A 22,168-nucleotide genomic window follows, 5' to 3' on the forward strand; every position below is an offset into this window, starting at 1 on the left:
AAAACAACAACTTCAATATCGACCGGCAATGTCCACTAGAATGGTGGACATATGAAACATATGATTAGCGCGCCGGTCGCCAGTTTCACCGATTTGCTGCTCGATGCCGTGTGCATGGTGGATGTGGACGGGCGCTTCGTCTTCGTCAGCGCCGCCTGCGAGCGCATCTTCGGCTACACGCAGCAGGAAATGGTCGGCAAGCAGATGCTCGACCTGGTCGCTCCCGCCGACCGCGCCCGTACCCTGGCCGCCGCGCGTGCCATCATGGATGGCCATGCGCAGACGCATTTTGAAAACCGCTACCTGCGCAAGGATGGCAGCCTGGCGCACATCATGTGGACGGCCCGCTGGTCCGCCGCCGACCAGTTGCGCGTGGCGGTGGCGCGCGACATTACCCTGCTGAAACAGGCGCAGGCAAAGCAGGCCGCGCTGTACGCCATTTCCGAAGCCATGCAGGCAACGCAAGACTTGCCCGCCTTGTTGCACCGCATCCAGCACATCATCGGCGAACACTTGTCCACGCGCAGCCTGACCTTGCTGCTGCATGACGAACACGGCGCCCAGCCCCCGATGACCTGCCATGCCGGCGACAGCGCGCCGCAGCCGACGTCTTCGCTGGCCAGCCTGCTGTGCGATGAAGTGCTGCGCAGCGGCCGCCCCCTGCTGCTGCAAGCGGGACAACTGGCCGGCCTGCCGCCGGCGCTGCAAACGGCGGCTGGCGCCCTGTCCTCGTGCTGGCTTGCCGTACCGCTGTATTCGTCCATGGGCAGCATCGGCGCGCTGGCCTTGCAAGGCGGCCAGGATGCCGTCATCGGTACGGCGCAGGACCAGGATCTGCTGCAATTTGTCGCCAAGCAACTAGCGACCGCCATCGAGCGCCGGCAGTTGCAGACGCAAATGCAGTTCATGGCCATGCATGATGAACTGACCCGTTTGCCGAACCGCCGCCTGTTCCACGACCGCCTGCACACGGCGTTCGCGCGCGCGCACCGCCAGGAAGGCCGGCTGTCGCTGCTGTTCCTGGACTTGAACAACTTCAAGCGCGTCAACGATGACCACGGCCATGCCTGTGGCGACCTGCTGCTGCAAACGGTGGCGAATCGCCTGCGCGATTGCATGCGCGAAACCGACACCCTGGCCAGGATGGGCGGCGATGAATTCGTCGTGCTTCTGGAAAGCAATGTCACACCGGCCGATGTCAGCCTGATCGTGCAAAAGATCCACGCGGCCCTGGCCGTGCCGCTACACTTGGGCAACGGACAGCAATTGCAGATCGCCGTCAGCATCGGCGTGGCCCACTATCCGGAAGACGGCGATACCATGCAACTGCTGCTGCGCCATGCGGACCGGGCCATGTACGCGTCGAAGGTGCTGGCCGCCGCCTCGCGCTAGCGGATGCCGCTCCTGGCGACAGTGCGCCCATGCTATACTTTCCCGCGATGCTGAGACTCTTCAAAACATGGCTGATCCTGCTGCTGATCGCGGCGGTGCCGCTGCAGGCGGCCGCTGCGGGCGCCACGCGGCTGTGCGCGCCGCTCGCTGCCTCGCCTGCCGCCGTCATGACGGCCGCCTGCCAGCATCACGATGCGCAATCATCCACCGTCCCGGACAGCGCCAGCACGCCACAAGACAGCAAGTCCCCTGCCAAGCACCCCGCGTGCGGCGCCTGTTCCAGCTTTTGCCTGGGCGCGCTGATGCCGCCCTGTTTCCCCCTGCCTGCCGCCGTGCTCAACGGCGCGGAGCACGCCGCCGTAGCCAATGCCACCCTGCTGACAGGATTCATTCCCGACGGCTTGCGCCGGCCGCCGCGACCGCTTTCCGCTTAAATTCCAAGCTCGTCCCAAGCAGGCCACTCAGGTGGCCACGATAGACCTACTTCGTCTGAAAGCAACACATGATCAAACATTTATTAGTGCGCGGCGCCTTCGCCGCCATGCTGGGCCTGCCCACGTTCGCCACGGCGGCCCTGCCCGTCATTGAAGTCTACAAGAGCGCCTCGTGCGGCTGCTGTTCCGCATGGATCAAGCACCTGGAGGCGAACGGCTTTACGGTGCGGGCGAAAAATGTCGAGATGCCGGCGCAATACCGCAAGCTGGCAGGCATTCCCGACGCGCTCGGCTCCTGCCATACGGGCCTCGTCAACGGCTACGCCATCGAAGGCCATGTGCCGGCCAGCGAGATCAAGCAGCTGCTGCGCGAGAAACCCAAGGCGAAAGGCCTGGCCGTGCCGGCAATGCCGATGGGTTCGCCTGGCATGGAAGGACCGCGCAAGGATGCGTATGACGTCTTGCTGGTCAAAAGCAATGGCAGCACCGAGGTCTACAAGCACTACAAATAGACACTGAGGAGAAATGAAAAACGCCGCCGAAATCGCTTCCGGCGGCGTTTTTTTATCAGGCAGCAAAGAATCTGCTGCCTGTCAGGACTGCATCAGATGCTGTCCAATACCGCATTCAGGCTGGCGCTAGGACGCATGACCGCTTCCGTCTTCGCCGGATCTGGCAGGTAGTAGCCGCCGATATCCGTTTCCTTGCCTTGTACTGCTTTCAGCTCGGCAACGATCTTTTCTTCGTTGTCGGCCAGGGCTTTGGCCACTGGCGCAAAATGCGCTGCCAGTTCCGCATCGTCCTTCTGCGCCGCCAGGGCTTGCGCCCAGTACATGGCCAGGTAGAAATGGCTGCCGCGGTTGTCCAGCTCGCCGGTACGTGGCGATGGCGATTTGTTGTTGTCCAGCAGCTTGCCAGTGGCTTCATCGAGGGTTTTCGCGAGGATTTTGGCCTTCGCATTGCCCGTCTTGATGCCCATGTCTTCCAGCGACACGGCCAGCGCCAGGAACTCGCCCAGCGAATCCCAGCGCAGATGGTTTTCTTCCACCAGCTGCTTGACGTGTTTCGGTGCCGAACCGCCGGCGCCCGTTTCGTACATGCCGCCACCGGCCATCAAAGGCACGATCGACAGCATCTTGGCGGACGTGCCCAGTTCCAGGATCGGGAACAGATCGGTCAGGTAGTCGCGCAGGATGTTGCCGGTCACGGAAATGGTGTCCAGGCCGCGGAAGGCGCGTTCCAGGGTGTAGCGCATAGCGCGCGTTTGCGACATGATCTGGATGTCCAGGCCCTTGGTGTCGTGCTCCTTCAGGTAAACCTGTACCTTCTTGATGACTTCGTTCTCGTGCGGACGGTAGGAATCGAGCCAGAACACGGCAGGCATGCCCGAGTTGCGCGCGCGCGTGACGGCCAGCTTGACCCAGTCGCGGATCGGCGCGTCCTTGACCTGGCACATGCGCCAGATATCGCCCTCTTCCACCGTTTGCGTCAGCAGCACTTCGCCCGTTTCCAGGTCGGTGATGTTGGCGATGCCGCCTTCAGGCACTTCAAACGTCTTGTCGTGCGAACCGTATTCTTCCGCTTGCTGCGCCATCAGGCCCACGTTCGGCACGGTGCCCATGGTCTTCGGATCGAAGTTGCCATGCCATTTGCAGAAGCCAATCATTTCCTGGTAGATGCGCGCGAAAGTCGATTCCGGCATGACTGCCTTGACGTCTTTCGGACGGCCGTCGGCGCCCCACATCTTGCCGCCGATACGGATCATGGCCGGCATCGACGCGTCGACGATGATGTCGTTCGGCGAATGGAAGTTGGTGATGCCCTTGGCCGAATCGACCATGGCCAGTTCCGGACGGTGGGCGTGGCAGGCGTGCAGGTCCTTGAGGATTTCATCCTTTTGCGACGCTGGCAGGGTGTCGATCTTGTCGTACAGGTTGCTCATGCCATTGTTGACATTCACGCCCAGCTTGTCGAACAGCTCGGCGTGCTTGGCGAACGCGTCCTTGTAGAAAATGCGCACGCAGTGGCCGAAGACGATCGGGTGCGACACCTTCATCATGGTGGCCTTGACGTGCAGCGAGAACATCACGCCCGTCTTGAACGCGTCGTCGATTTCCTTCTCGTAGAACTCCAGCAGCGCTTTCTTGCTCATGAACATGCTGTCGATGATTTCGCCCGCTTGCAGGGAAACCTTGGGTTTCAGCACGATGGTCTTGCCCGAGGCCGTGACCAGTTCCATCTTGACGTCGCGCGCCTTTTCCAGGGTCAGCGATTTTTCGCCATGGTAGAAGTCGCCATGGTGCATGTGCGACACGTGGGTTTGCGACGATTGGCTCCACTCGCCCATCGAGTGCGGGTGCTTGCGCGCATACTCTTTGACGGCCTTCGGTGCGCGGCGGTCGGAATTGCCTTCACGCAGGACCGGGTTGACGGAGCTGCCGATGCACTTGCCGTAACGGGCCTTCAAGGCTTTTTCTTCGTCCGTCTTCGCGTCTTCCGGGTAGTCCGGCAGCTTGTAGCCGCGGCCTTGCAATTCGCGCACGCAAGCGATCAGCTGACCTTGGGAAGCGCTGATGTTCGGCAGCTTGATGATGTTGGTGTCCGGATTCTGGGTCAATTTGCCCAGTTCAGCCAGGGTATTCGGGACTTTTTGCGCGTCCGTCAGGAATTCGGGGAATTCGGCCAGTACACGTGCCGCCACCGAAATATCGCTGGACACCACGTCCACGCCGGCCGGCGCGGTGAATTTTTTGATGATTGGCAGCAGGGAATACGTCGCGAGCAGCGGCGCCTCGTCAGTCAGCGTGTAGATGATTTTGGATTTTTGTGTTGCCATGTTCATTCCCTTGTATGCGGTGATGCCTGGTGGTTAACTTTCTTCATTCCAAACACAGGACGGTTAGCCTTGCTTTGGACGGCTAGTGTGCCGGCGGTGACGCCGTGCTTGCCCACCACGTATTTTAGACTGTCCTGCCGCTGTTTGTGTATCCGATGGTGTCGAATCTTATATAAGACAGCAAATATCTGAAGCAGACGGGAGAATATGGCGGTTTTCCGCAAGGAAATAGATGCAAGCAGGCCCGCAAGCCATGTATACACTCATAGAAACAAATATGTAAACAGAAATATATTTGAGCAAATCGTCTCGCGCTTACTCGTTTTTGACGATGCCGCGCACGTTTGTCAAGGCCAGGCAGACGTTCAGGATGATCAGGGCCCAGGCCCCGTCATGCCATCCCCAGCAGACCCACAGCACATTGCTGAACAGGAAAACCCAGAAGCCGGCAAAGCGCCGCGCGGCCGCGCGCGACCCCACGAGCCAGGCTGCCAGCAGCGAAGCGGCCATGGCGGGCCATTGCAACAGTTCGATGAAGTCGGACATGGTGCCTCCCGTTTGCGAGGAGCGTAGCAACATTTCCGCGATATCAGCGCACGCTTGGCAGACGGCAAATACATTGATATTTATCAAATTGAGTGCCTGATACCTGGGCTAATGTCGGTGCCATCTTTGATCTGAAACAGAAACTCTGCTGCCAAGAATCGACCATTCCAGACACAACGCCAGTTTTCGCCAGGCTCTTCATTCCCCAGCTGATAACGCTCGCCAAGTGCCGTAACACGCAGCGTCCCCGTCCCTTGCCAACACGTGCAGGGGGAACTTTTGCTAGCGATTTTGCAGCTTTTTGATTAATGAACGTTAAAAAGGAATTTCGTATGAGCACGTATTCTGACATTTGCATCGTTGGCGCCGGCATAGGCGGCTTGACTTGCGCCAACCGCCTGATCGGCGCCGCCGCCGACAGGAAGCTGCGCATCCGGGTATTCGACCTGAATGCCACCGTGGGCGGCCGCATCCAGTCGCGAAAAATAGATGATGAGGAAATCGCCGAACTGGGCGCCGCCCGCTATTCACCGCAGCTGCATCCGCATTTCCAGCAACTGATGCAGGGCAGCGGTCTGCCGCATGCGGTCTACCCGTTCACCGAGGTCATCTCCCACGATAGCGTGCTGGACGAGCTGAAGGCGACGCTGGATGAGCTGAGCCCGAGGCTGGCAGAGCATCCGAACCTCTCCTTCCTCGATTTCGTCAGCCATTACCTGGGCGCCGCCAAGGCCAGCCACATCATCAAGGCGACCGGCTATGACGCCTTGCTGCTGCCGATGGTGTCGGCGGCCATGGCCTACGACATCATCAAGAAACACCCGGAAACGCAGCACTTCACGGAAAACGCCACCAACCAGTGGCACTATGCCACCGATGGCTACCACGCGCTGCTGTGCCAGTTGCAGCACCAGGCCCAGGTCGCCGGCGTGGAATTCCAGCTCGAACATCGCTTGCTGTCCGTTGAAAAATCGGGCGCCGACCATGTGCTCGCCTTCAGCCACCACGGCGACACGCAGATGCACCGCACACGTCATCTGGTGATGGCCATCCCGCCATCCGCCATGCCGCGCCTGAACCTGGATTTCCCGGCCGCCTGGAGCCCGTTCCAGTACGACTCGCTGCCCCTGTTCAAGGGTTTCCTTACGTTCGACACGGCCTGGTGGGACGCGCTGGGGCTGACCGACAAGGTGCTGATGGCGGCAAATCCCCTGCGCAAGATCTACTTCAAGAGCGACAAGTATGTGCTGTTCTACACCGACAGCAAAAGCGCCAGCTACTGGCGCGACAGCCTGGAACTCGGTGAAGACGTGTACCTGGAGCGTGTCCGCAGCCACTTGGAAGAAGTCCTGCCGCTCGATGGCCGGCCGCTGCCGCGGATCAAGGCGCACTTCCACAAGTTCTGGCCGCATGGCGTCGAGTTTTGCGTGGAACCGGAAGCCGAGCATCCGGCCGTCTTGCTGCACCGGGACGGCATCATTTCCTGCTCGGATGCCTATACCGGGCATTGCGGCTGGATGGAAGGCAGCCTGATCAGCGCCCAGCAAGCCAGCGGTCTGTTGCTGCAACGGCTAGCTCAACTGGACGAGGTCGCGGCCGCCAATGATACCTTCATCACTTCCTCGACCGAGCGCGCATGAGCCTACTTGACTTCCCCCGCCTGCATTTTCGGGGTTTTGCCCGCGCCAATGTGCCGACGGGGAATCGCAATACGCACGGCAACATCGATATCGCCACGAATGCGGTATCGATGGCGGGCGAGGCCGTCGACCTGAGCCGGCCGCCGGCCGAATTCCATGCGCACCTGAAACAGCTTGCCCCCCGCTTCAATGCGGAGGGCAAGCCCGATCCGGACGGCGTCTTCAGCCAGGCTGCAGGCTACAACCTTTGCGGCAACAACCATTTCTCGTGGGAAAACGCGCGGATCACGGGCGTCCAGCTGCGCGATGGCGAGGTCGATACGCAGGACGCGCTGGTGGGCGCCAAGCTGGCCCTGTGGGGCCACTACAACGAGTACCTGCGCACGACGTTCAACCGCGCCAGGTGGATCGACAACAACCCGGCACAGCCGGACACCACGCTGATCTACGCCGGCCAGTTCACCTTGAGCGACAAGCTGGCCACGCCCAACACGCCCACCTTGTTCACAGCCGATATCGCGCAGGCGCACTCGGTACGCTGGCTCGGCAGCGGCCATGTCACGGAACGCAGCGGGCATTTCCTGGACGAGGAATTCGGCCGCTCCAGGCTGTTCCAGTTTTCCGTGGCCAAGCAAGATCCGCATTTCCTGTTCAATGGCGATCTGCCGCTGCCGGCCAGCATGCAGGCCTTGCGGCAAGCCCTGGCCGACGACGCGGTGCTGGGCCTGACGGTGCAATATGCGCTGTTCAATATGTCGACGCCGCTAAAACCCGATTCCCCCGTGTTCTACGACCTGGCCGGCAGCATCGGCCTGTGGCGGCGCGACGAGCTGGCAACCTATCCGGCCGGCCGCCTGCTGCAGCCGCGCCAGGGCAGCCTGGGACCGGTGCTGGTGAAAATGCATGCGGACCGCGTCACTTTCAACATGCCGACCGCCATTCCCTTCACCACGCGCGGCACGGGCGCCGTCTCGGAACAGCATCCCACGCATGCCCTGGGCGACAAGCAGGCGCTCGGCGACCTGCTGCTGCAGGACGGCGCCGGCACCTTGCTGGCGCGGATACCCGAGCAGTTGTACCGCGACTACTGGCGCCATCACGGCGTCTTCGACGTGCCGCTGCAGCACACTGGCGCGGCCACGGCTTCGCTCAGCCTGGGCAGCGCGCAGGCCCAGTGGGACGAAGCCGACTGGGTACTGCAATCGGACAGCAATCAGCTGTACCTGGAAGCGCCGAACCGCAACAAGCACGAGCATTTTCCGCAGACGATCACCGTGCAAAGCCGCTTCCGCGGCGAACTGGCGGCGCCTGCCCTCCTGCCGGCGCAGGCCGAGGACGGCGCGCTGCTGGCCGTGGAGCAGCAGCCGTCGCCGCTCGGAGATGGCTACACGGCGCTGACCCTGACGGGGCGCCAGCCGGGCGCGACCAGGATCGTGCTGGGGGCAGGCAAGGATAAACAATACCTCGGCGTGCGCGTGCTGCCCGACGACTGGGACCTCGACGACGTACCGGCCGAACAGGTCGACTACGCCTTCCTCTACCGGCATGTGATGAGCTACTACGAGCTCGTGTATCCCTTCATGTCGGACAAGGTCTTCAGCCTGGCGGATCAGTGCAAGTGCGAAACCTATTCGCGCCTGATGTGGCAGATGTGCGATCCGCAGAACCGCGACAAGAGCTACTACATGCCCAGCACCCGCGAACTGTCGCTGCCAAAGTCGCGCCTGTTCCTGAAATACCTGACGCAGGTCGAGGCAAAGGCCAAGGCGGCGCTGCCGGAAGCGGCGATGCCGCCTGTCATCGGCAGCAAGGCCGAGCTGATCGAGGAACTGAAAAAGGCCATCGACCTGGAACTGTCTCTGATGCTGCAGTACCTGTATGCCGCGTATTCGATTCCCAATTATGCGCAGGGGGCGGCGCTGGTGCGGGCAGGCCGCTGGCTGCCGGCCGAGCTGGAGCTGGCCTGCGGCGCCGAAGACCGGCGCCGCAACAGCGGCACGCGCGGCGCGTTGCTGGAGATCGCCCATGAAGAAATGATTCACTATTTATTAGTCAACAATGTGTTGATGGCGCTTGGCGAACCGTTTTATAGCGGCACCCCGGTGTTGGGCCAGTTGGCGCGCAAGCGTTTCGGCCTGGACACGGAATTTGCGTTCGAACCATTTTCCGAACACGTGCTGGCCCGTTTCGTGCGTTTCGAATGGCCCGACTACATTCCCACGCCGGGCAAATCCATCGCCACCTTCTATATCGCGATCCGCCAGGCCGTTGCCGAATTGCCCGGCCTGTTCGAGAGCGGCGGCGGCAAGCGCGGCGGCGAACATCATTTGTTCCTGAAAGAACTGACCAACCGCGCCTATCCCGGCTACCAGCTGGAAGTGTCGGACCGCGACAGCGCGCTGTTTGCCATCGACTTCGTCACCGAACAGGGGGAAGGCGTGGCCGTCGATTCGCCGCATTTCGCCTCGTCGCACTTCCAGCGGCTGCGCGCCGTGGCCGGCAAGTTTTCAGCCTGCGACAAACCGTTCGAGCCGGCGCTGCCGGCGCTGAAGAATCCCGTGCTGGAAGCGCGTGCGGACTGCACCGTGGTGACCGACCGGAAGGCGCGCGCGCTGATGCAGCTGTATCAAGGCTGCTACGAACTAACCTTTTTGATGATGGCGCACCATTTCGCGCAGCGGCCGCTGGGCAGCCTGCGCCGTTCGCGCCTGATGAATGCATCCATCGACATCATGACCGGCCTGTTGCGTCCCCTGTCGGCCGCCCTGATGAACATGCCGTCCGGCGTGCCCGGCCGCCATGCGGGACCGCCCGTGCCAGAGCCGGTCAGCAGCCTGATCAGCAGCGACTACAGCCTGGGCTGCGACATGCTGGCGCAGAAATGCCAGGCGCTGGCGCAATACGCGCGCGGCCTTGAGAGCGATGTCATCGGCATGGCGCCGATAGAGATGTTGGAGTTTTTTAATCAGCAACTTACCGATTTATCTCGGGGAAAGATGTCAAGAGAGGCTTGAAATGCATAAAATCATTATCGTCGGCGGAGGCCTGGCAGGTAGCCTCAGCGCCATTTATCTGGCGCAACGGGGACACGATGTCCACGTTATCGAAAAACGCGGCGATCCGTTGCTGGAGAATGCGGCAAACACGGACCCGGTCAACTCGCGTGCCATCGGCGTGAGCATGACGGTACGCGGCATCAAGGCCGTCCTGGCAGCTGGCATCAGCAAGCAGGAGCTCGACCAGTGCGGCGAACCCATCGTCGGCATGGCATTTTGCGTGGGCGGCCGGCACCGCATACGCGAGCTGACCCCGCTCGAAGGCCTGTTTCCCCTGTCGCTGGACCGCACCGCCTTCCAGCGCCTGCTGAACCGGCATGCCGCCCTGCACGAGGTGAAGTATTACTTTGAGCATAAATGCCTGGATGTCGACCTGGAAAGAAAAATCGTGCTGATCCAGGGCCCGGACGGCGCCGTGCAGCAGCTGCATGGCGACCTGGTCATCGGCGCCGACGGCGCCCACTCGGCCGTGCGGCGCGCCATGCAAAGCGGCGTGCGCCGTTTCGAGTTCAAACAGAGTTACTTCCGCCACGGCTACAAGACGCTGGTCTTGCCGAACGCGGCGGATCTGGGTTTCCGGAAGGATTTGCTGTATTTCTTCGGCATGGATTCCAAGGGCCTGTTTGCCGGCCGCGCGGCCACCATTCCGGATGGCAGCATCAGCTTCGCCCTGTGCCTGCCCTACACGGGCACGCCCAGCCTGGGCACGCTCAACCGCGAAGCCATGGCCGACTTCTTCAGCCGCTACTTCGGCAACCTGCCGCCGGACCGCCGCAAGGAGATGATCGACCAGTTCATGGCGCTGCCCAGCAACGACCTCATCAATGTCCGTTCCAGCACCTTCCACTACAAGGCCAATATCCTGCTGATCGGCGATGCGGCGCATGCCACCGCCCCCTTCCTCGGACAAGGCATGAACATGGCGCTGGAAGACGTCCACGTCTTCGTTTCTCTGCTGGAAAAGCACGGCAATACCCTGGGCCCCGCCCTGTCCGAGTTCACGCAGCAGCGCAAGGTGCAGGCGGACGCCATGCAGGACATGGCGATCGCCAACTATGAAGCGCTGAGCAATCCGAATCTGATTTTCTTCCTGCAGACGCGCTACACGCGCTACATGCACAAGAAATTCCCCCGTGTTTATCCGCCAGACATGGCGGAGAAACTGTACTTCACATCGGTTCCTTACGATGAATTGCAGCAAATCCAGAAGAAACAAAACGTTTGGTACAAACTTGGAAGGGTAAATTAATGAACATTCTCGTTATCGGCGCAGGCCCCGCAGGACTGCTCTTCGCCAGTCAGATGAAACAAGCCCAGCCCGGCTGGAATATCAGCATCACGGAAAAAAATACCCCGGAAGAAGTGCTGGGCTGGGGCGTCGTGCTGCCGGGACGGCCGCCGCGCCATCCCGCCAATCCGCTCTCCTATCTGGAGCAGCCGGAACGGCTCAATCCGCAGTTCCTGGAAGAATTCAAGCTCGTGCACCACGACCAGCCCAATCTGATGAGCACCGGCGTGACCCTGTGCGGCGTCGGACGCCAGGCCCTGGTGCAGGCGCTGCGCGCCAAGTGCGTGGCGGCCGGCATCGCGATCAGCTACGAAACGCCGCCGGCGCCCCGGGCGCAGCTGGAAGCCGAGTACGACCTGGTCGTGGTAGCGAATGGCGTCAATTACAAATCGCTGGAGTTGCCGCCAGCGCTGGCGCCGCACATCGATTTCGGCCGCAACAAATACATCTGGTACGGCACCACCCAGCTGTTCGACCAGATGAACCTGGTGTTCCGCAGCAATGAGCAAGGCATTTTCATCGGCCATGCCTACAAATACTCGGACACGATGAGCACCTTTATCGTCGAATGCAGCGAAGAGACGTACGCCAGGGCCGGCCTGGAAGCGCTGTCCGAGCGCGACGCCGCCGCATATATCGCCAAGACGTTCAAAGCCGAGCTCGGCGAACATGGGCTGCAGAGCCAACCGGGCCAGGGCTGGCGCAACTTCATGACCCTCAGCCGCGACCGGGCCCGCGACGGCAAGTTCGTCCTGCTCGGCGATGCGCTGCAATCGGGGCATTTTTCCATCGGCCATGGCACCACCATGGCGGTGGTGGCGGCCCTGCTGCTGGTCAAAATCCTCAATACCGAAGCTGGCACGGCCGCCGCCCTGGACAGCTTCAATGCCCGCGCCGTGCCTCTGATGCAATTGTTCAAGGACCACGCCAACGCCAGCCGCCTGTGGTTTGAAACCGTAGGCGAGCGTATCGACCTGAGCAATGCAGAGCTGACCGACAGCTTCGACGCCCGCCGCAAGGACTTGCCATCGCTGCAGGAAGCGCTGATGGCCAGTCTTGGCTACGCGCTGGGCCGCTAGGGAGATACCATGCCGACACACGTCTCCCCGCCGCTGCTGCCGATGCAATGGAGCAGCGCCTATGTTTCCTACTGGACGCCGATGCAGGAGGACGACCAGATCACGTCCGGCTATTGCTGGTTCGACTATGCGCGCAACATCTGCCGCATCGATGGCCTGTTCAACCCCTGGCCGGAAAAGGAACATGGACACCTGTTGTGGATGTCGGAAATCGGCGACGCCCGGCGTGAACAAAGCCGCAAGCAAAAAGTGGCTTATGCACGGCAGGCGCAGGCAACTGGCGCGCAGCTGCAGGGAACGGCGCTGGCCGACGAGGTGACGCCGTTTCAGGCGCTGTTCCTGCCGCAAGCGGTGCTGCTGGACGGCGGCGCCCGTCACGACGGCCGCCACAGCGTGCTGGGCCGGGAGGCGGATGCCTGGGTAGTCGAGCCAGCGGGCAAGCCGCCATCGGTGTTTTACCTGGAGGCCGGTGGCAACCGCCTGCTGCGCATGGTCACCGGCAATGACCCGCAGCACCGTTCGGTACGCGACTTTCCCAATCTGTCTGTCGGCGACATTCCGGACAGCGTCTTTACGTCTTGCAACACCTGACCAGGGCATGGCGCGTGCAAGGGCCGCATGCGGCCGGCGCGCGCGCCATCCCTGGCTAGTGTTTTTTGTTATTACTCTCGAAGGATATTGCTATGCCGCTGGTTGTTTACATTCTGGGGTTGACGATCTTTTCGTTAACCACATCCGAATTCATGGTGGCGGGCATGATGCCGTCACTGGCCCTGGCCATGGACGAACCGGTGACACGGATCGGCTATCTGATCTCCCTCTACGCCATGGGCATGGTCATCGGCGGGCCGCTGAGCACCATCGTCCTGCTCAAGCTGCGCGTGCCGAACAAGCAGGGGCTGCTGTGGCTGCTGGGCTTTTATGTCCTGGCCCAATCCGTCGCCGCCTCCGCCACCAGCTATGACATCCTGGCCGTCGCGCGGGTGGTCACGGGCGTGGCCGCCGCCACCTGCTTTGGCCTGTCCCTGGCGATCTGCGCCGATATCGTCAGCCCCAACGCGCGCGGACGCGCCGCCGCCGTCGTGATCGGCGGCCTCATGCTCGCTTCGGTGGTGGGCGTGCCGGTTGCCACGCTCATCGACCAGCACCTGGGATGGCGCGCCAGCTTCTGGCTGGTGGTGCTGCTCGCGCTGATGTGCCTGGCGCTCATCACCGTGCTGGTGCCGCGCACCAAGCCATCCGAAGTCGTCAGCCTCGGCAATGAACTGGCAGAGTTCCGCAACCGCCACCTGTGGGCGGCGTATGCCAGCAGCGGCCTCATCATCGGCGCGATTTTCGCGGCGTTCAGCTACTTCGCGGCCATCCTGACGGAAGTTACCGGTTTTCCGGCCTCCGCTATCCCCTGGCTGCTGGGCGTCTACGGCGTCGCCAATGTAGTGGGCAATGGCGTGGTCGGCCGTTATGCGGACCGCTACACCACCGTCATCATGGTCTGGGGCATGGTCATCCTGAGCATCAGCCTGGCGCTGTTCGCCGTCTTTGCGCACGACAAGACCATCAGCGTTGCCCTGCTGGTCGTCACGGGCCTGGTCGGCATGTCGATGAATCCCGCCATCATCGCCCGCGTGATGAAGACCGCCCATCCGGGGCCGCTGGTCAACACCGTCCATACCTCGGTCATCAACATCGGCCTGGGCGCCGGCTCATGGCTTGGTGGCCTCGGCATCGCCGCCGGCTATGGCTTGCGCTCGCCGCTGTGGGTCGGTGTCGCGCTGGCAGTGCTTGGTCTCATCAGCTTGCTGCCTTACCTCGGGCACAAGTCGCGCGATTCGGTGCTGTCGCATTAGCGGCCGGCGACGTGTCTTGACGGCCAGGCCCAATCCCGGCAAGATCATGGTGCTGGCTGACAAGCTGCCGGCAACAGCTACCCTCTAGCGCTGGAGCCACCACCATTGAGCCAGGAATATTCCACGGCGATGCGCGACCTACTTGCCGCGCGTGACATCAGGCATGCCCGCACGCCGCCCGTCAGCGGGCTGACGCGGCAGCACTTCAGCGTCGCCAGCGAGCACAAGGAACTGCAGCTACTGGCCTGGCGCGATTATCTGGGCCGGTTCCTTGACCTCCAGGTAAGGCGCCAGCAGCTGGGCAATGGTTTTCACGCAGAACTCGACACGTACTTGCTGCCGGACATGGCATATCTGGATAGCCGCACGGACGCGGTTACCCAGCTGCGCAGCAATGAGCGCATCTCCACCGACAGCATGCGCGATTTCGTCTTTCACATCGCCGTGCAGGGCATTATCGAGACCAGCACGGCGCGCCCCAGCGCAAAAGCGCTGCAATACACGCCAGGCATACTGGCCCTGGACATGAACCAGCCGATGCGCATGGTGCGGCCGACACGGGCGCATGTACTGGCCTTCTTCCTGCCCCGTGCCGCGGTCAGCGCGCACCTGCCCGACGCCGAAGCCATTCATGGCCGCATCGTCGGCTATACCACGCCACTGACGCGCATGCTGCCGGCTTACCTGAATATCCTATGCCAGCGCCTGCCAGCGCTGCCGGCAGACCAGCAAGAGCAGACGCTACGCACGTGCGCCCGGCTGATCATTGCCGCATTTGCCAAGCAGCAGCGCCTGGAAGAGCATGGGCGCGCTGTCGCCCGCGCCGCGCTGCAGGGACAGATCGAACACTATATCCAGGCGAACCTGCACGAGGAACACCTGACGCCGGACGGCGTGATGCGGGCGTTTCCCGTCGCGCGCTCGACCATCTACCGCCTGTTTGAATCCCAGGGGGGCCTGGCCGCCTACATCCGCCATTGTCGCCTGCGCGACGCGGCACATGAACTGACCAGCATGCGCCATCTTGCCGTGACGCAGATCGGGCTGGGACTGGGCTTCAACAGCGCCTCCGATTTCTCACGCGCGTTCAGCCGCGCGTATGGCATGTCGCCGCGCGATTTTCGTGAACAATTCGGGAACAGTTCAGGCACAGTCCGGAATGATCTTTCCTCAAAATAATATTTTAAAAAAGTGAAACAGGGTGTCAAGTCGGCATGAACCGGGGATGGAGAATCAAGTTCCCTACCCGCCCGCGACAGCTGCGGGACCGGTTCCTACTCTCGACGGAGTTCTGCACCCATGCGTAACGACAACAACGATGCCACCTTCGCCCCCGCCCTGGCTCCGTACAATGAAAAGGCGAACGCCGCCATCGTCAAGGCGGTGCGCGCCAGGGACTGGACAAAAACGGCGGTGCGCTACGGTGAAATTTGTTTGACTTTGGCCAAGCCGGATGAGTTCACCGAAGTATGGAGCCAACTGGACCTGAGCACGTTCCCCCCCGACCTGAACAACATGCCGTGGATCGGCCTATACCATTTCACGGGCAGCGGGCAGCGCGATGCGAATTGCCTGCCTGTCGGCGACATCGCGGTGTCCACCAGACTGGCTCCGCCGTATCAGCCGCCCCGGGCATCTCCCATGTTTTACCTGTCACCGTGCCCGGAAGCGCCGCCGTCCGCCCTGGGTCCCGCATTGGCGCATCCGACGGGGTTCCGTTTTCTGGTCAATGACAGAGGCTCCAAAAACCCCCGGGACATCTGCTACTGGCAGCCCATTGCGCCCGATGGCTATTACGCGCTTGGCATCTGCTTTAACGCCAGGGAACCGGACAGAAGCAAGTATTGGTGCGTGAGAAAAGACCTGTGCATTTCCGTCGACAAGATCCGCGTATGGCAAGAACACGGATGGCACGGCAGCGGCAGCGTGGAAGCGCCGAAGGCGCGCCCGGACAAATGGAAGGATGTTCAGGATGGATACGTCCTTTTGTCGCCGCTGGCGTATACCTATGGCAGCTTGCCGGCATTTTACTTGCGCCTGCCCATGGCCTGCCTCGACGTGGAACCATTTGATTTTCCAGGCCCGCCACGTCCGGAGCTGGACCCGGCAATTGTGGTCAACCACAAGCTGAAGGCCGGCTTGAGCCCAGTCGTGATCGTCCCGTTTACCGCCATCCCCGGCGACGCCAGCAACGTACCCGACCTGCCATACACGTCACCCTTCTATTTCATCGCCGCCCAGCCGTATTACTTTTGCTACAACGTTTTATCGCCGACCGGGGGCGGCACCACGACGACAACCTACCGCGTCGGCGTAACCAAAGAAGAATCCACGACCTTCGAACGGTCGACGTCGATCACCACGAATGTCGAGGTCGGTGCCGTGTTCGAAGGTCCCACCGCCTCGGCATCCCTTTCCATGACCAACACGTTTTCATTAACGCAGCTGAGCGGCCGCACGGAAGAGACCAGCGTCGAATACTCGGAACAGCTGATCTTCAAGGAAACGGCGCGTGTATGGCAATGGCAATTGCTGACCGACCTGGTGGTGACGCGCTCGGATGGGACGCAGATCAGGCCGATCGCCTACCGGAATCAGGACCGCACCAACATTCCCCCGCCGGACAAGGCAAGCCCGCCAGAAGCCATGGAAAATTGAATCACCGATCTTTCCCAGCAGTACAACAGTGTGTTTGACATTTCTCATCCAACCAGGAGGTTTATATGAAACTGCAACGTCTGTTTTGCCTTGTCGCCTTGATCTCGGCCGTTTCCATGGCGAGTGCCGCCAAGCAGGACAAGGAAACATCCAAGGAAAATGCGGTGGACAGCCCGGCCACCGCCAAGGCAGAGAAGGATACCGCCGCGGACGAGAACGTCTTGGCCCCTTGCTGGTCGGCGCGGCAATGCAGCGGCAAATCCAGACCCAATTTCACGATTGAAGCGTGCAAGCGGGGCAGCTTCGGCAAGTCGTGGGGACGCGCTCCCGGCCCGGGCTGCAAGACTTTCTGATGGCGATACCTTGATCCTGCCCGCATGGCGCAGGCGTCAATAGCCCCGCCCGCACCGCCTGGCCGGTTGCGCGGCGGCGTGTTTCGGCTAGTGCTAGCTGATGACCGGCTTGGCACGCCCCGCCCGCGTCGCCAGCCAGCACAGGATGGCGCCGCCGCACACCATCGCCGCGCCTTGCCAGAAGGCCAGCGACAGCGGCGTGCGCAGCAGCAGTGACGACAGCGCGGCGGACAGCACGGGGATAAAATACGAGGCGCCAGCGAGGATAGTGACGTTACCGTGAAGAATACCCACGTTCCACGCGGCGTAGCCAAAGCCCATGGCGCCCGCGGCCAAGACCAGATAGATGATGGCCTCGGCGGTGAACGCCATGTGGCCGCCCCCTTGCAGCAGGTATTTGATCCACAAGCTGACGGAAACGAGGATGAAGAACAGGGTCACGCCGTTCTTGCCCTGCGCGAGGCGCGCCGTCACGGTACAGTACGCGGCCCAGATCAGCGCGCCTGCGAAGGCAAGGCCATAGCTGAGCGGACTGGTCCGCACATTGGCCACGGTGCCGGCCACGTCAAAACCCTGCTCGCCGCCCAGCACCCGACCGATGCCGGCGACGGACAGCAGGAAGCCCGGCACGATGAGGAAATTGCTCTTTTGCCCGTTGAATAGGATGGCCGCGACAATGGTGAAGGTAGGCCACAGATAATTCACCATGCCCACCTCAATGGCCTGCCGGGCCGTGCTGGCATAGCCTATCGATAGCGCCAGGCACAGCTCGTAGGTGACGAACAGCACGCTGCCCCAGACCAGGTAGCGTCGCGGAAATTCGCTCAGCCTCGGATAACCCACGGACAGCAGCAGGAATACCGACGCCACGCTGTACATCATCGCCGCCCCGCCCGTGGGCCCCAGCAAGTCAGTGACACTGCGGATCAGCCCGATAATCGAGCTCCACAGCAGAATGGCGCCCAGCCCGGTCAGGGTGGCCTTGTTGGTGTTTTTCATGTGTATGTCATTCAGGTAAGGCAATCAAACGCCCGGCGGCACCAGCCAGGCGCCGGGCTTGCGAGACCATACACGGTGTCGTTCGCCAGGGCAATCAGCGGTGACAATTATTGAGATTTCATCAATTATTTGCGGATACTATATTCCAGTAACCAAACTTAAACAGGTGCATTCATGTCCGCTCCCAAGTTAGTGTCCGCCAGCCTCGCCGTATTGTTCTGCGCCACCGCAGCCGCCGGCACGCCCGCCTACCAGCCCTTCCCCAAAGGCTATGGCTATCTGGAACCGGCAGAAACCCACGCGCTGCAGATGGCGGTAAAGACAGGCGACAACGCCGTCGTGCGCGCGCACGGCTGGCGTCTGTGGGCCGGCATCATGCAGCCGGCCACCGGCCTGGACTGGCCAGTCTGGTACACCTGGCCCAACGGCACCGACGCGTTCGCCGGCACGGCGGCGTTGAGCGGCAATGCGGCAACCGCCACGGCGGACGTGAAGCCAGCCAAGCGCCGCATGGGCCGCCTGGGGGCGAGCACTTTGACTCCCGTCAACGTGCAAAACACGCCGTTTTACCGCATCCCGCAACAGGTCATCGCCGCGTATCCTGGCGCCATAGCCCGCACGACGGAAGGGGGAAAGACCAAAATCAGCATCCGCGACGGCATCCACTTCGCCTTCAACGGCGATATCATGATCGCGACGGAATCGCTGAGCAAAGAGGCGCTCGATTTCATCCGCGACCCGAAACAGCCCGTCTACAAGCAAAGCACGCTCGATGCCTTGTACAGCAAGGACGATCCAGCCAAGCGCGTGCATAACCTGAATGCGCCAGCCAGCTATGTCGTTACCAAGCACATGTATTGGCCCGTAAAAGCCAAGGGATTGACCGCATTGCCCGTGTGGCACGACGACTTCAGCGCCAAATATACCGGTTATGCGGGCTACGAAAAGTGGCGTACGGCCGTTGCCATCGCCCCGGACGGCAAGCAGGTCGGCCAGATGGCCAAGGTCAGCTATCTGCACGGCCTGTACAAGCACGATACCACCACGCCATGGCCCGTCATCACCAAAGCCGCCAAGGTATACGGTTTGCAGGACTTCTACCACCACAAGGTGAGTGCGGCCGACTGGGCCAGTTTCGACGAAGCCGACAAGGCCATCATCAACGCCGCCAGCTACTGGCTGAACGGCCAGCCCTTCGGCGCCGGCGACTACCTGGTCACCGTCGCCATGCACATCAATACCAAGGAAATTCCCAGCTGGGGCCTGCAAAGCGTGTGGTGGTCGGACCGTCCGGACAGCATGCCCTATGCCGCCAACCGCCCGGCCGACATCCAGGCCACTGGACCATGGAAACACTATCTGCTGACGGAAGCCTACGGCATCCCGGAAAAAGGCAACCCGGACCTGCTCCCCGTCGCCACCAACCCGTACATCGAACTGGTGACGCACCCGGTCGGCACCAGTTGCTACACTTGCCACGCCAACGCAGGTTGGCCCAGCAGCTTTAAAGCCATGACTCCGGGCGTGGCCAGCTATCAAAATCCGCAATGCCCGAACCTGCGCGCCTCGCTCAACCCCAAGAGTTCATGCCTGGCATCCTTCACTCTCACGGATTTCCAGTGGATCATCCCGGATCGGGCCGTGGGTAATTAACATACGCAAGCAATTGCCGCCTCCCGGATTGATACCGGGAGGCGCATCCTGACGACTCAGGCCGCCGCCCTGAACAGTCATCTTTTCGCGGCAATTATCGGCAGCAACTGCGCCAGGTTTGCCGTGCCGCGTTCGAAGAGCTGGCGCGCAACACCGTATGCATATTTCACCCTCGACAACAATGACCCCCAGCCCCTCACCCGACCTGTCGGCAGCCGCTGCGGCAAAGGCCTCGGTAAGGTGATGATGCTCATCATCCTTCAGATTGGTCGAGCGGATCGAGTGGATCGAGTGGATCGATGCTACATACTTTTCTGCGAAGCCCCTGAGTTCCCTTTCATTCCATACTTCAACGTTAACACCCTTTTTTGACCTATGCCATGGCCTGGGCCACTGGCAGGATGTCGTGGCCAGCTGGCGCAATGCGGCGCGCCATATCGGCGTTGCTCAGCATGTCGTAGACGCGCTGCTTCTGAAAGTGCCCCTTAGCCGATTCATACTGAGCAAACGTGTAGACCGTTTAGTGAACGATGGCACTTGGAGCCGATCCATTTGGCGTACTGAGGTATGGAGAATCGGAGAATTTCACTGATGCGCAAATCACAGCGCTTTTTGACGCCCTGCAACACTTGACCGAAGACGATCCGTACTTCCTGAGCCGGAATCGGGACGATCGCACGGCAGCCGGATCGACAATTTTTCCGCTCAAGGAAAGGATCAAGAGCGCTATCGCATCAGCAAATAACATCCCCGATAGCTGGAAAGCGTACTTGTGCTCAGCTGGAACGGGACACCACTGATGCACATCAACGATATTTTCAAAAAATTAATATTATTACATTTGAATAGTTTTTCTTTAGTAGAAACATGTAGGATTTGTATTTCTTACATCTTGGAGCTACTCGCCAGACCTCAATTTGAGATACCAAACTCAACCATTCAACCAAGTCGAAAGGAACAAGATGAAATCCCAGATGCGTCATGCCGCAATGATCGTTTCGCTGTTATCTGCCTCCTCCTGTGCTTTGGCGCAGGTTCCAAATCGATGCCCATCGCTGGCGTTTTATGGCAATGCCGCCGCCAGCGGCCTCTGCAAAAGCCTCAGCCCTGCTACGCAAAACCTGCAAGTATGTGAATTGACGGCCGCACAACCCGACGTTCACTTGACCTTTGGCCTCCAGCCAAATGGCGTGAACCCACCGGTCCCTCTCCACCTGACAGTGCGCACTCAGGCCAACAACTGCGAACAAGCGACCAATATCGTCCAGAACGCTGCCGGAGCGTTTGTCGCGCAAAGCAACGCCCTGCTCTGTGGCGTCGACCCCGTCACCTATGTTCAACGCATGAACGCTCAAACGATTGTCCCGGGGAGCAACGGTCAAAGCGCTTGTCGCACAGCATTCATAAACGCACAGACGGGCGGCAAATTGACGCCCGCAGTGGCGCAAGGCTACCTCAATGCTTGCAACACCGGAGGCCTCGCGAATGCCGCATGTCCGTGATGTGAAGCGGCAAGCAACAAAGGCGACAAGAAATGAGCTGCATTCCGAATGCGAGCGAAGGCATTTTGAAAGGCTAGCGAGTGTCCAGCAGACTCGTGGCGATTCAACATTGAGCAAATGAAGTACCGCCATCGCGTCTTCTCGCGGTGGCGATCGAGGGCGTGGATCTCGCCCCGATATTGGGCGCAAACGCAGGCGCAGATGAGGAGTCAAATGTCCGGCAGGAGAATCAGTGTCCGGGTATGAGATTGACTGTCCGAGTAGGAGAACAGGTGTCCGGTTAAAAATGCCAAAAGGTGTCCGGCTTCAAATGCCATTCATTGTCCGGCTTGACATGAGAATGAGTGTCCAGATTCAGGAGAATACTCAGCCGTGTCGCAAGCAATGGGACGCTGGGCCAATTTTGTCGGCGAATTCGACGAAGTCTTTGGATATAGCTATTTGGGAGACGTTTTCTTACGTAATCCTTCCAGTGGCCAATGTGCAGTTCTTTTTACAGTAAATCCGGAAATCGTTCCACTGGGAATGAATTCAATCACTGCTTTTATCGAATCTTTTCTTGCTCATCCCGAGACCAAGCGATTGATTCTAAAGGAAGAAAAAGTCGTCGAAATTGAAACCCGACTTGGGTCTCTCGATGATGGCGAGATTTTCATTCCTGTACCTTTTCCATTTATGGGTGGGGACAGCTCAGTCGCGTCATACAAGAAGGGGAATTTCTTCACATATGTGGAGTTGGTGGGTGGATTGCAGGATATCCGATCGAGGCAGCTGTAGAGCGCTCGCTTCTTAGCACTGTAAGGACTTTGTGCTTGCGTCGAACTCATGCACATGATCCACGAAGGCCAGCTCGCAAGGCACGCACAGTGATGACGGCGTTCGCCG

Annotated in this window: 18 protein-coding genes; 15 read left to right on the plus strand and 3 right to left on the minus strand. The window is 60.8% G+C overall.

Annotated features, from left to right (window positions below; all coding sequences use genetic code 11):
* Positions 1–51 precede the first annotated feature (51 nt).
* The 3 genes from IGS55_RS04680 (at position 52) to IGS55_RS04690 (ending at position 2,338) form a co-directional block, all read left to right on the plus strand.
* Positions 52–1,392 (plus strand): sensor domain-containing protein, encoded by a 1,341-nt coding sequence (locus IGS55_RS04680; protein WP_230518581.1) that lies wholly within the window; start codon positions 52–54, stop codon positions 1,390–1,392.
* Between the two features lie 47 nt (positions 1,393–1,439).
* Complete coding sequence (locus IGS55_RS04685) at positions 1,440–1,826, plus strand: hypothetical protein (RefSeq protein WP_230518582.1); 387 nt, start codon at positions 1,440–1,442, stop codon at positions 1,824–1,826.
* 68 nt (positions 1,827–1,894) lie between these two features.
* The gene (locus tag IGS55_RS04690; RefSeq protein WP_230518583.1) at positions 1,895–2,338 is read left to right on the plus strand and encodes a DUF411 domain-containing protein; all 444 of its coding nucleotides are present in this window, start codon (positions 1,895–1,897) and stop codon (positions 2,336–2,338) included.
* A 92-nt stretch (positions 2,339–2,430) separates the two neighbouring features.
* On the opposite strand, the gene IGS55_RS04695 is transcribed toward IGS55_RS04690, so the two are convergent.
* Entirely contained in the window at positions 2,431–4,662 is a 2,232-nt protein-coding gene (locus IGS55_RS04695) for an NADP-dependent isocitrate dehydrogenase (RefSeq protein WP_230518584.1), read from the minus strand.
* 315 nt (positions 4,663–4,977) lie between these two features.
* Positions 4,978–5,208, minus strand: a complete 231-nt coding sequence (locus tag IGS55_RS04700) for a hypothetical protein (RefSeq protein WP_128143027.1) — start codon at positions 5,206–5,208, stop codon at positions 4,978–4,980.
* A 332-nt stretch (positions 5,209–5,540) separates the two neighbouring features.
* On the opposite strand from IGS55_RS04700, the gene IGS55_RS04705 reads away from it, so the two are divergent.
* The 9 genes from IGS55_RS04705 to IGS55_RS04745 all read left to right on the plus strand — a co-directional run bounded on the left by IGS55_RS04705 (position 5,541) and on the right by IGS55_RS04745 (position 17,129).
* Positions 5,541–6,848: an FAD-dependent oxidoreductase gene (locus IGS55_RS04705; RefSeq protein ID WP_230518585.1), complete on the plus strand. Its 1,308-nt coding sequence runs from the start codon at positions 5,541–5,543 to the stop codon at positions 6,846–6,848.
* Positions 6,845–9,862 (plus strand): iminophenyl-pyruvate dimer synthase VioB, encoded by a 3,018-nt coding sequence (vioB, locus tag IGS55_RS04710; RefSeq protein WP_230518586.1) that lies wholly within the window; start codon positions 6,845–6,847, stop codon positions 9,860–9,862. Before IGS55_RS04705 ends, vioB begins: the two co-directional genes overlap by 4 nt.
* 1 nt (position 9,863) lies before the next feature.
* Positions 9,864–11,153, plus strand: a complete 1,290-nt coding sequence (locus IGS55_RS04715; protein WP_230518587.1) for an FAD-dependent oxidoreductase — start codon at positions 9,864–9,866, stop codon at positions 11,151–11,153.
* Positions 11,153–12,271 carry a tryptophan hydroxylase gene (locus IGS55_RS04720; protein WP_230518588.1) on the plus strand — a complete coding sequence of 373 codons (1,119 nt, stop codon included), beginning with the start codon at positions 11,153–11,155 and terminating at the stop codon, positions 12,269–12,271. Before IGS55_RS04715 ends, IGS55_RS04720 begins: the two co-directional genes overlap by 1 nt.
* 9 nt (positions 12,272–12,280) lie before the next feature.
* Positions 12,281–12,862 carry a violacein biosynthesis enzyme VioE gene (vioE, locus tag IGS55_RS04725; protein WP_230518589.1) on the plus strand — a complete coding sequence of 194 codons (582 nt, stop codon included), beginning with the start codon at positions 12,281–12,283 and terminating at the stop codon, positions 12,860–12,862.
* A 92-nt stretch (positions 12,863–12,954) separates the two neighbouring features.
* Positions 12,955–14,118, plus strand: coding sequence for an MFS transporter (locus IGS55_RS04730; protein WP_230518590.1), 1,164 nt, complete (start codon positions 12,955–12,957; stop codon positions 14,116–14,118).
* Positions 14,119–14,247: 129 nt separating this feature from the next.
* Positions 14,248–15,297: a helix-turn-helix domain-containing protein gene (locus IGS55_RS04735; protein WP_081368119.1), complete on the plus strand. Its 1,050-nt coding sequence runs from the start codon at positions 14,248–14,250 to the stop codon at positions 15,295–15,297.
* A gap of 120 nt (positions 15,298–15,417) precedes the next feature.
* Positions 15,418–16,776 carry a Vps62-related protein gene (locus tag IGS55_RS04740; RefSeq protein ID WP_230518591.1) on the plus strand — a complete coding sequence of 453 codons (1,359 nt, stop codon included), beginning with the start codon at positions 15,418–15,420 and terminating at the stop codon, positions 16,774–16,776.
* Positions 16,777–16,841: 65 nt separating this feature from the next.
* Positions 16,842–17,129 (plus strand): hypothetical protein, encoded by a 288-nt coding sequence (locus IGS55_RS04745; protein ID WP_230518592.1) that lies wholly within the window; start codon positions 16,842–16,844, stop codon positions 17,127–17,129.
* Between the two features lie 93 nt (positions 17,130–17,222).
* Here IGS55_RS04745 and yddG read toward each other — a convergent pair whose 3' ends face one another.
* Positions 17,223–18,128, minus strand: coding sequence for an aromatic amino acid DMT transporter YddG (yddG, locus tag IGS55_RS04750; RefSeq protein WP_230518593.1), 906 nt, complete (start codon positions 18,126–18,128; stop codon positions 17,223–17,225).
* A 174-nt stretch (positions 18,129–18,302) separates the two neighbouring features.
* Here yddG and IGS55_RS04755 point away from each other — a divergent pair, with 174 nt between their 5' ends.
* The 3 genes from IGS55_RS04755 to IGS55_RS27950 all read left to right on the plus strand — a co-directional run bounded on the left by IGS55_RS04755 (position 18,303) and on the right by IGS55_RS27950 (position 22,060).
* Positions 18,303–19,781, plus strand: a complete 1,479-nt coding sequence (locus IGS55_RS04755; RefSeq protein ID WP_230518594.1) for a hypothetical protein — start codon at positions 18,303–18,305, stop codon at positions 19,779–19,781.
* Positions 19,782–20,743: 962 nt separating this feature from the next.
* Complete coding sequence (locus tag IGS55_RS04760) at positions 20,744–21,283, plus strand: hypothetical protein (protein WP_230518595.1); 540 nt, start codon at positions 20,744–20,746, stop codon at positions 21,281–21,283.
* A 372-nt stretch (positions 21,284–21,655) separates the two neighbouring features.
* A complete protein-coding gene (locus IGS55_RS27950) occupies positions 21,656–22,060 on the plus strand; it encodes a T6SS immunity protein Tdi1 domain-containing protein (RefSeq protein ID WP_230518596.1) in 405 nt (134 codons plus the stop codon).
* Positions 22,061–22,168: the final 108 nt, after the last annotated feature.

This window comes from Janthinobacterium sp. EB271-G4-3-2, from assembly GCF_020858035.1.
GTDB lineage: Bacteria > Pseudomonadota > Gammaproteobacteria > Burkholderiales > Burkholderiaceae_D > Janthinobacterium > Janthinobacterium aestuarii.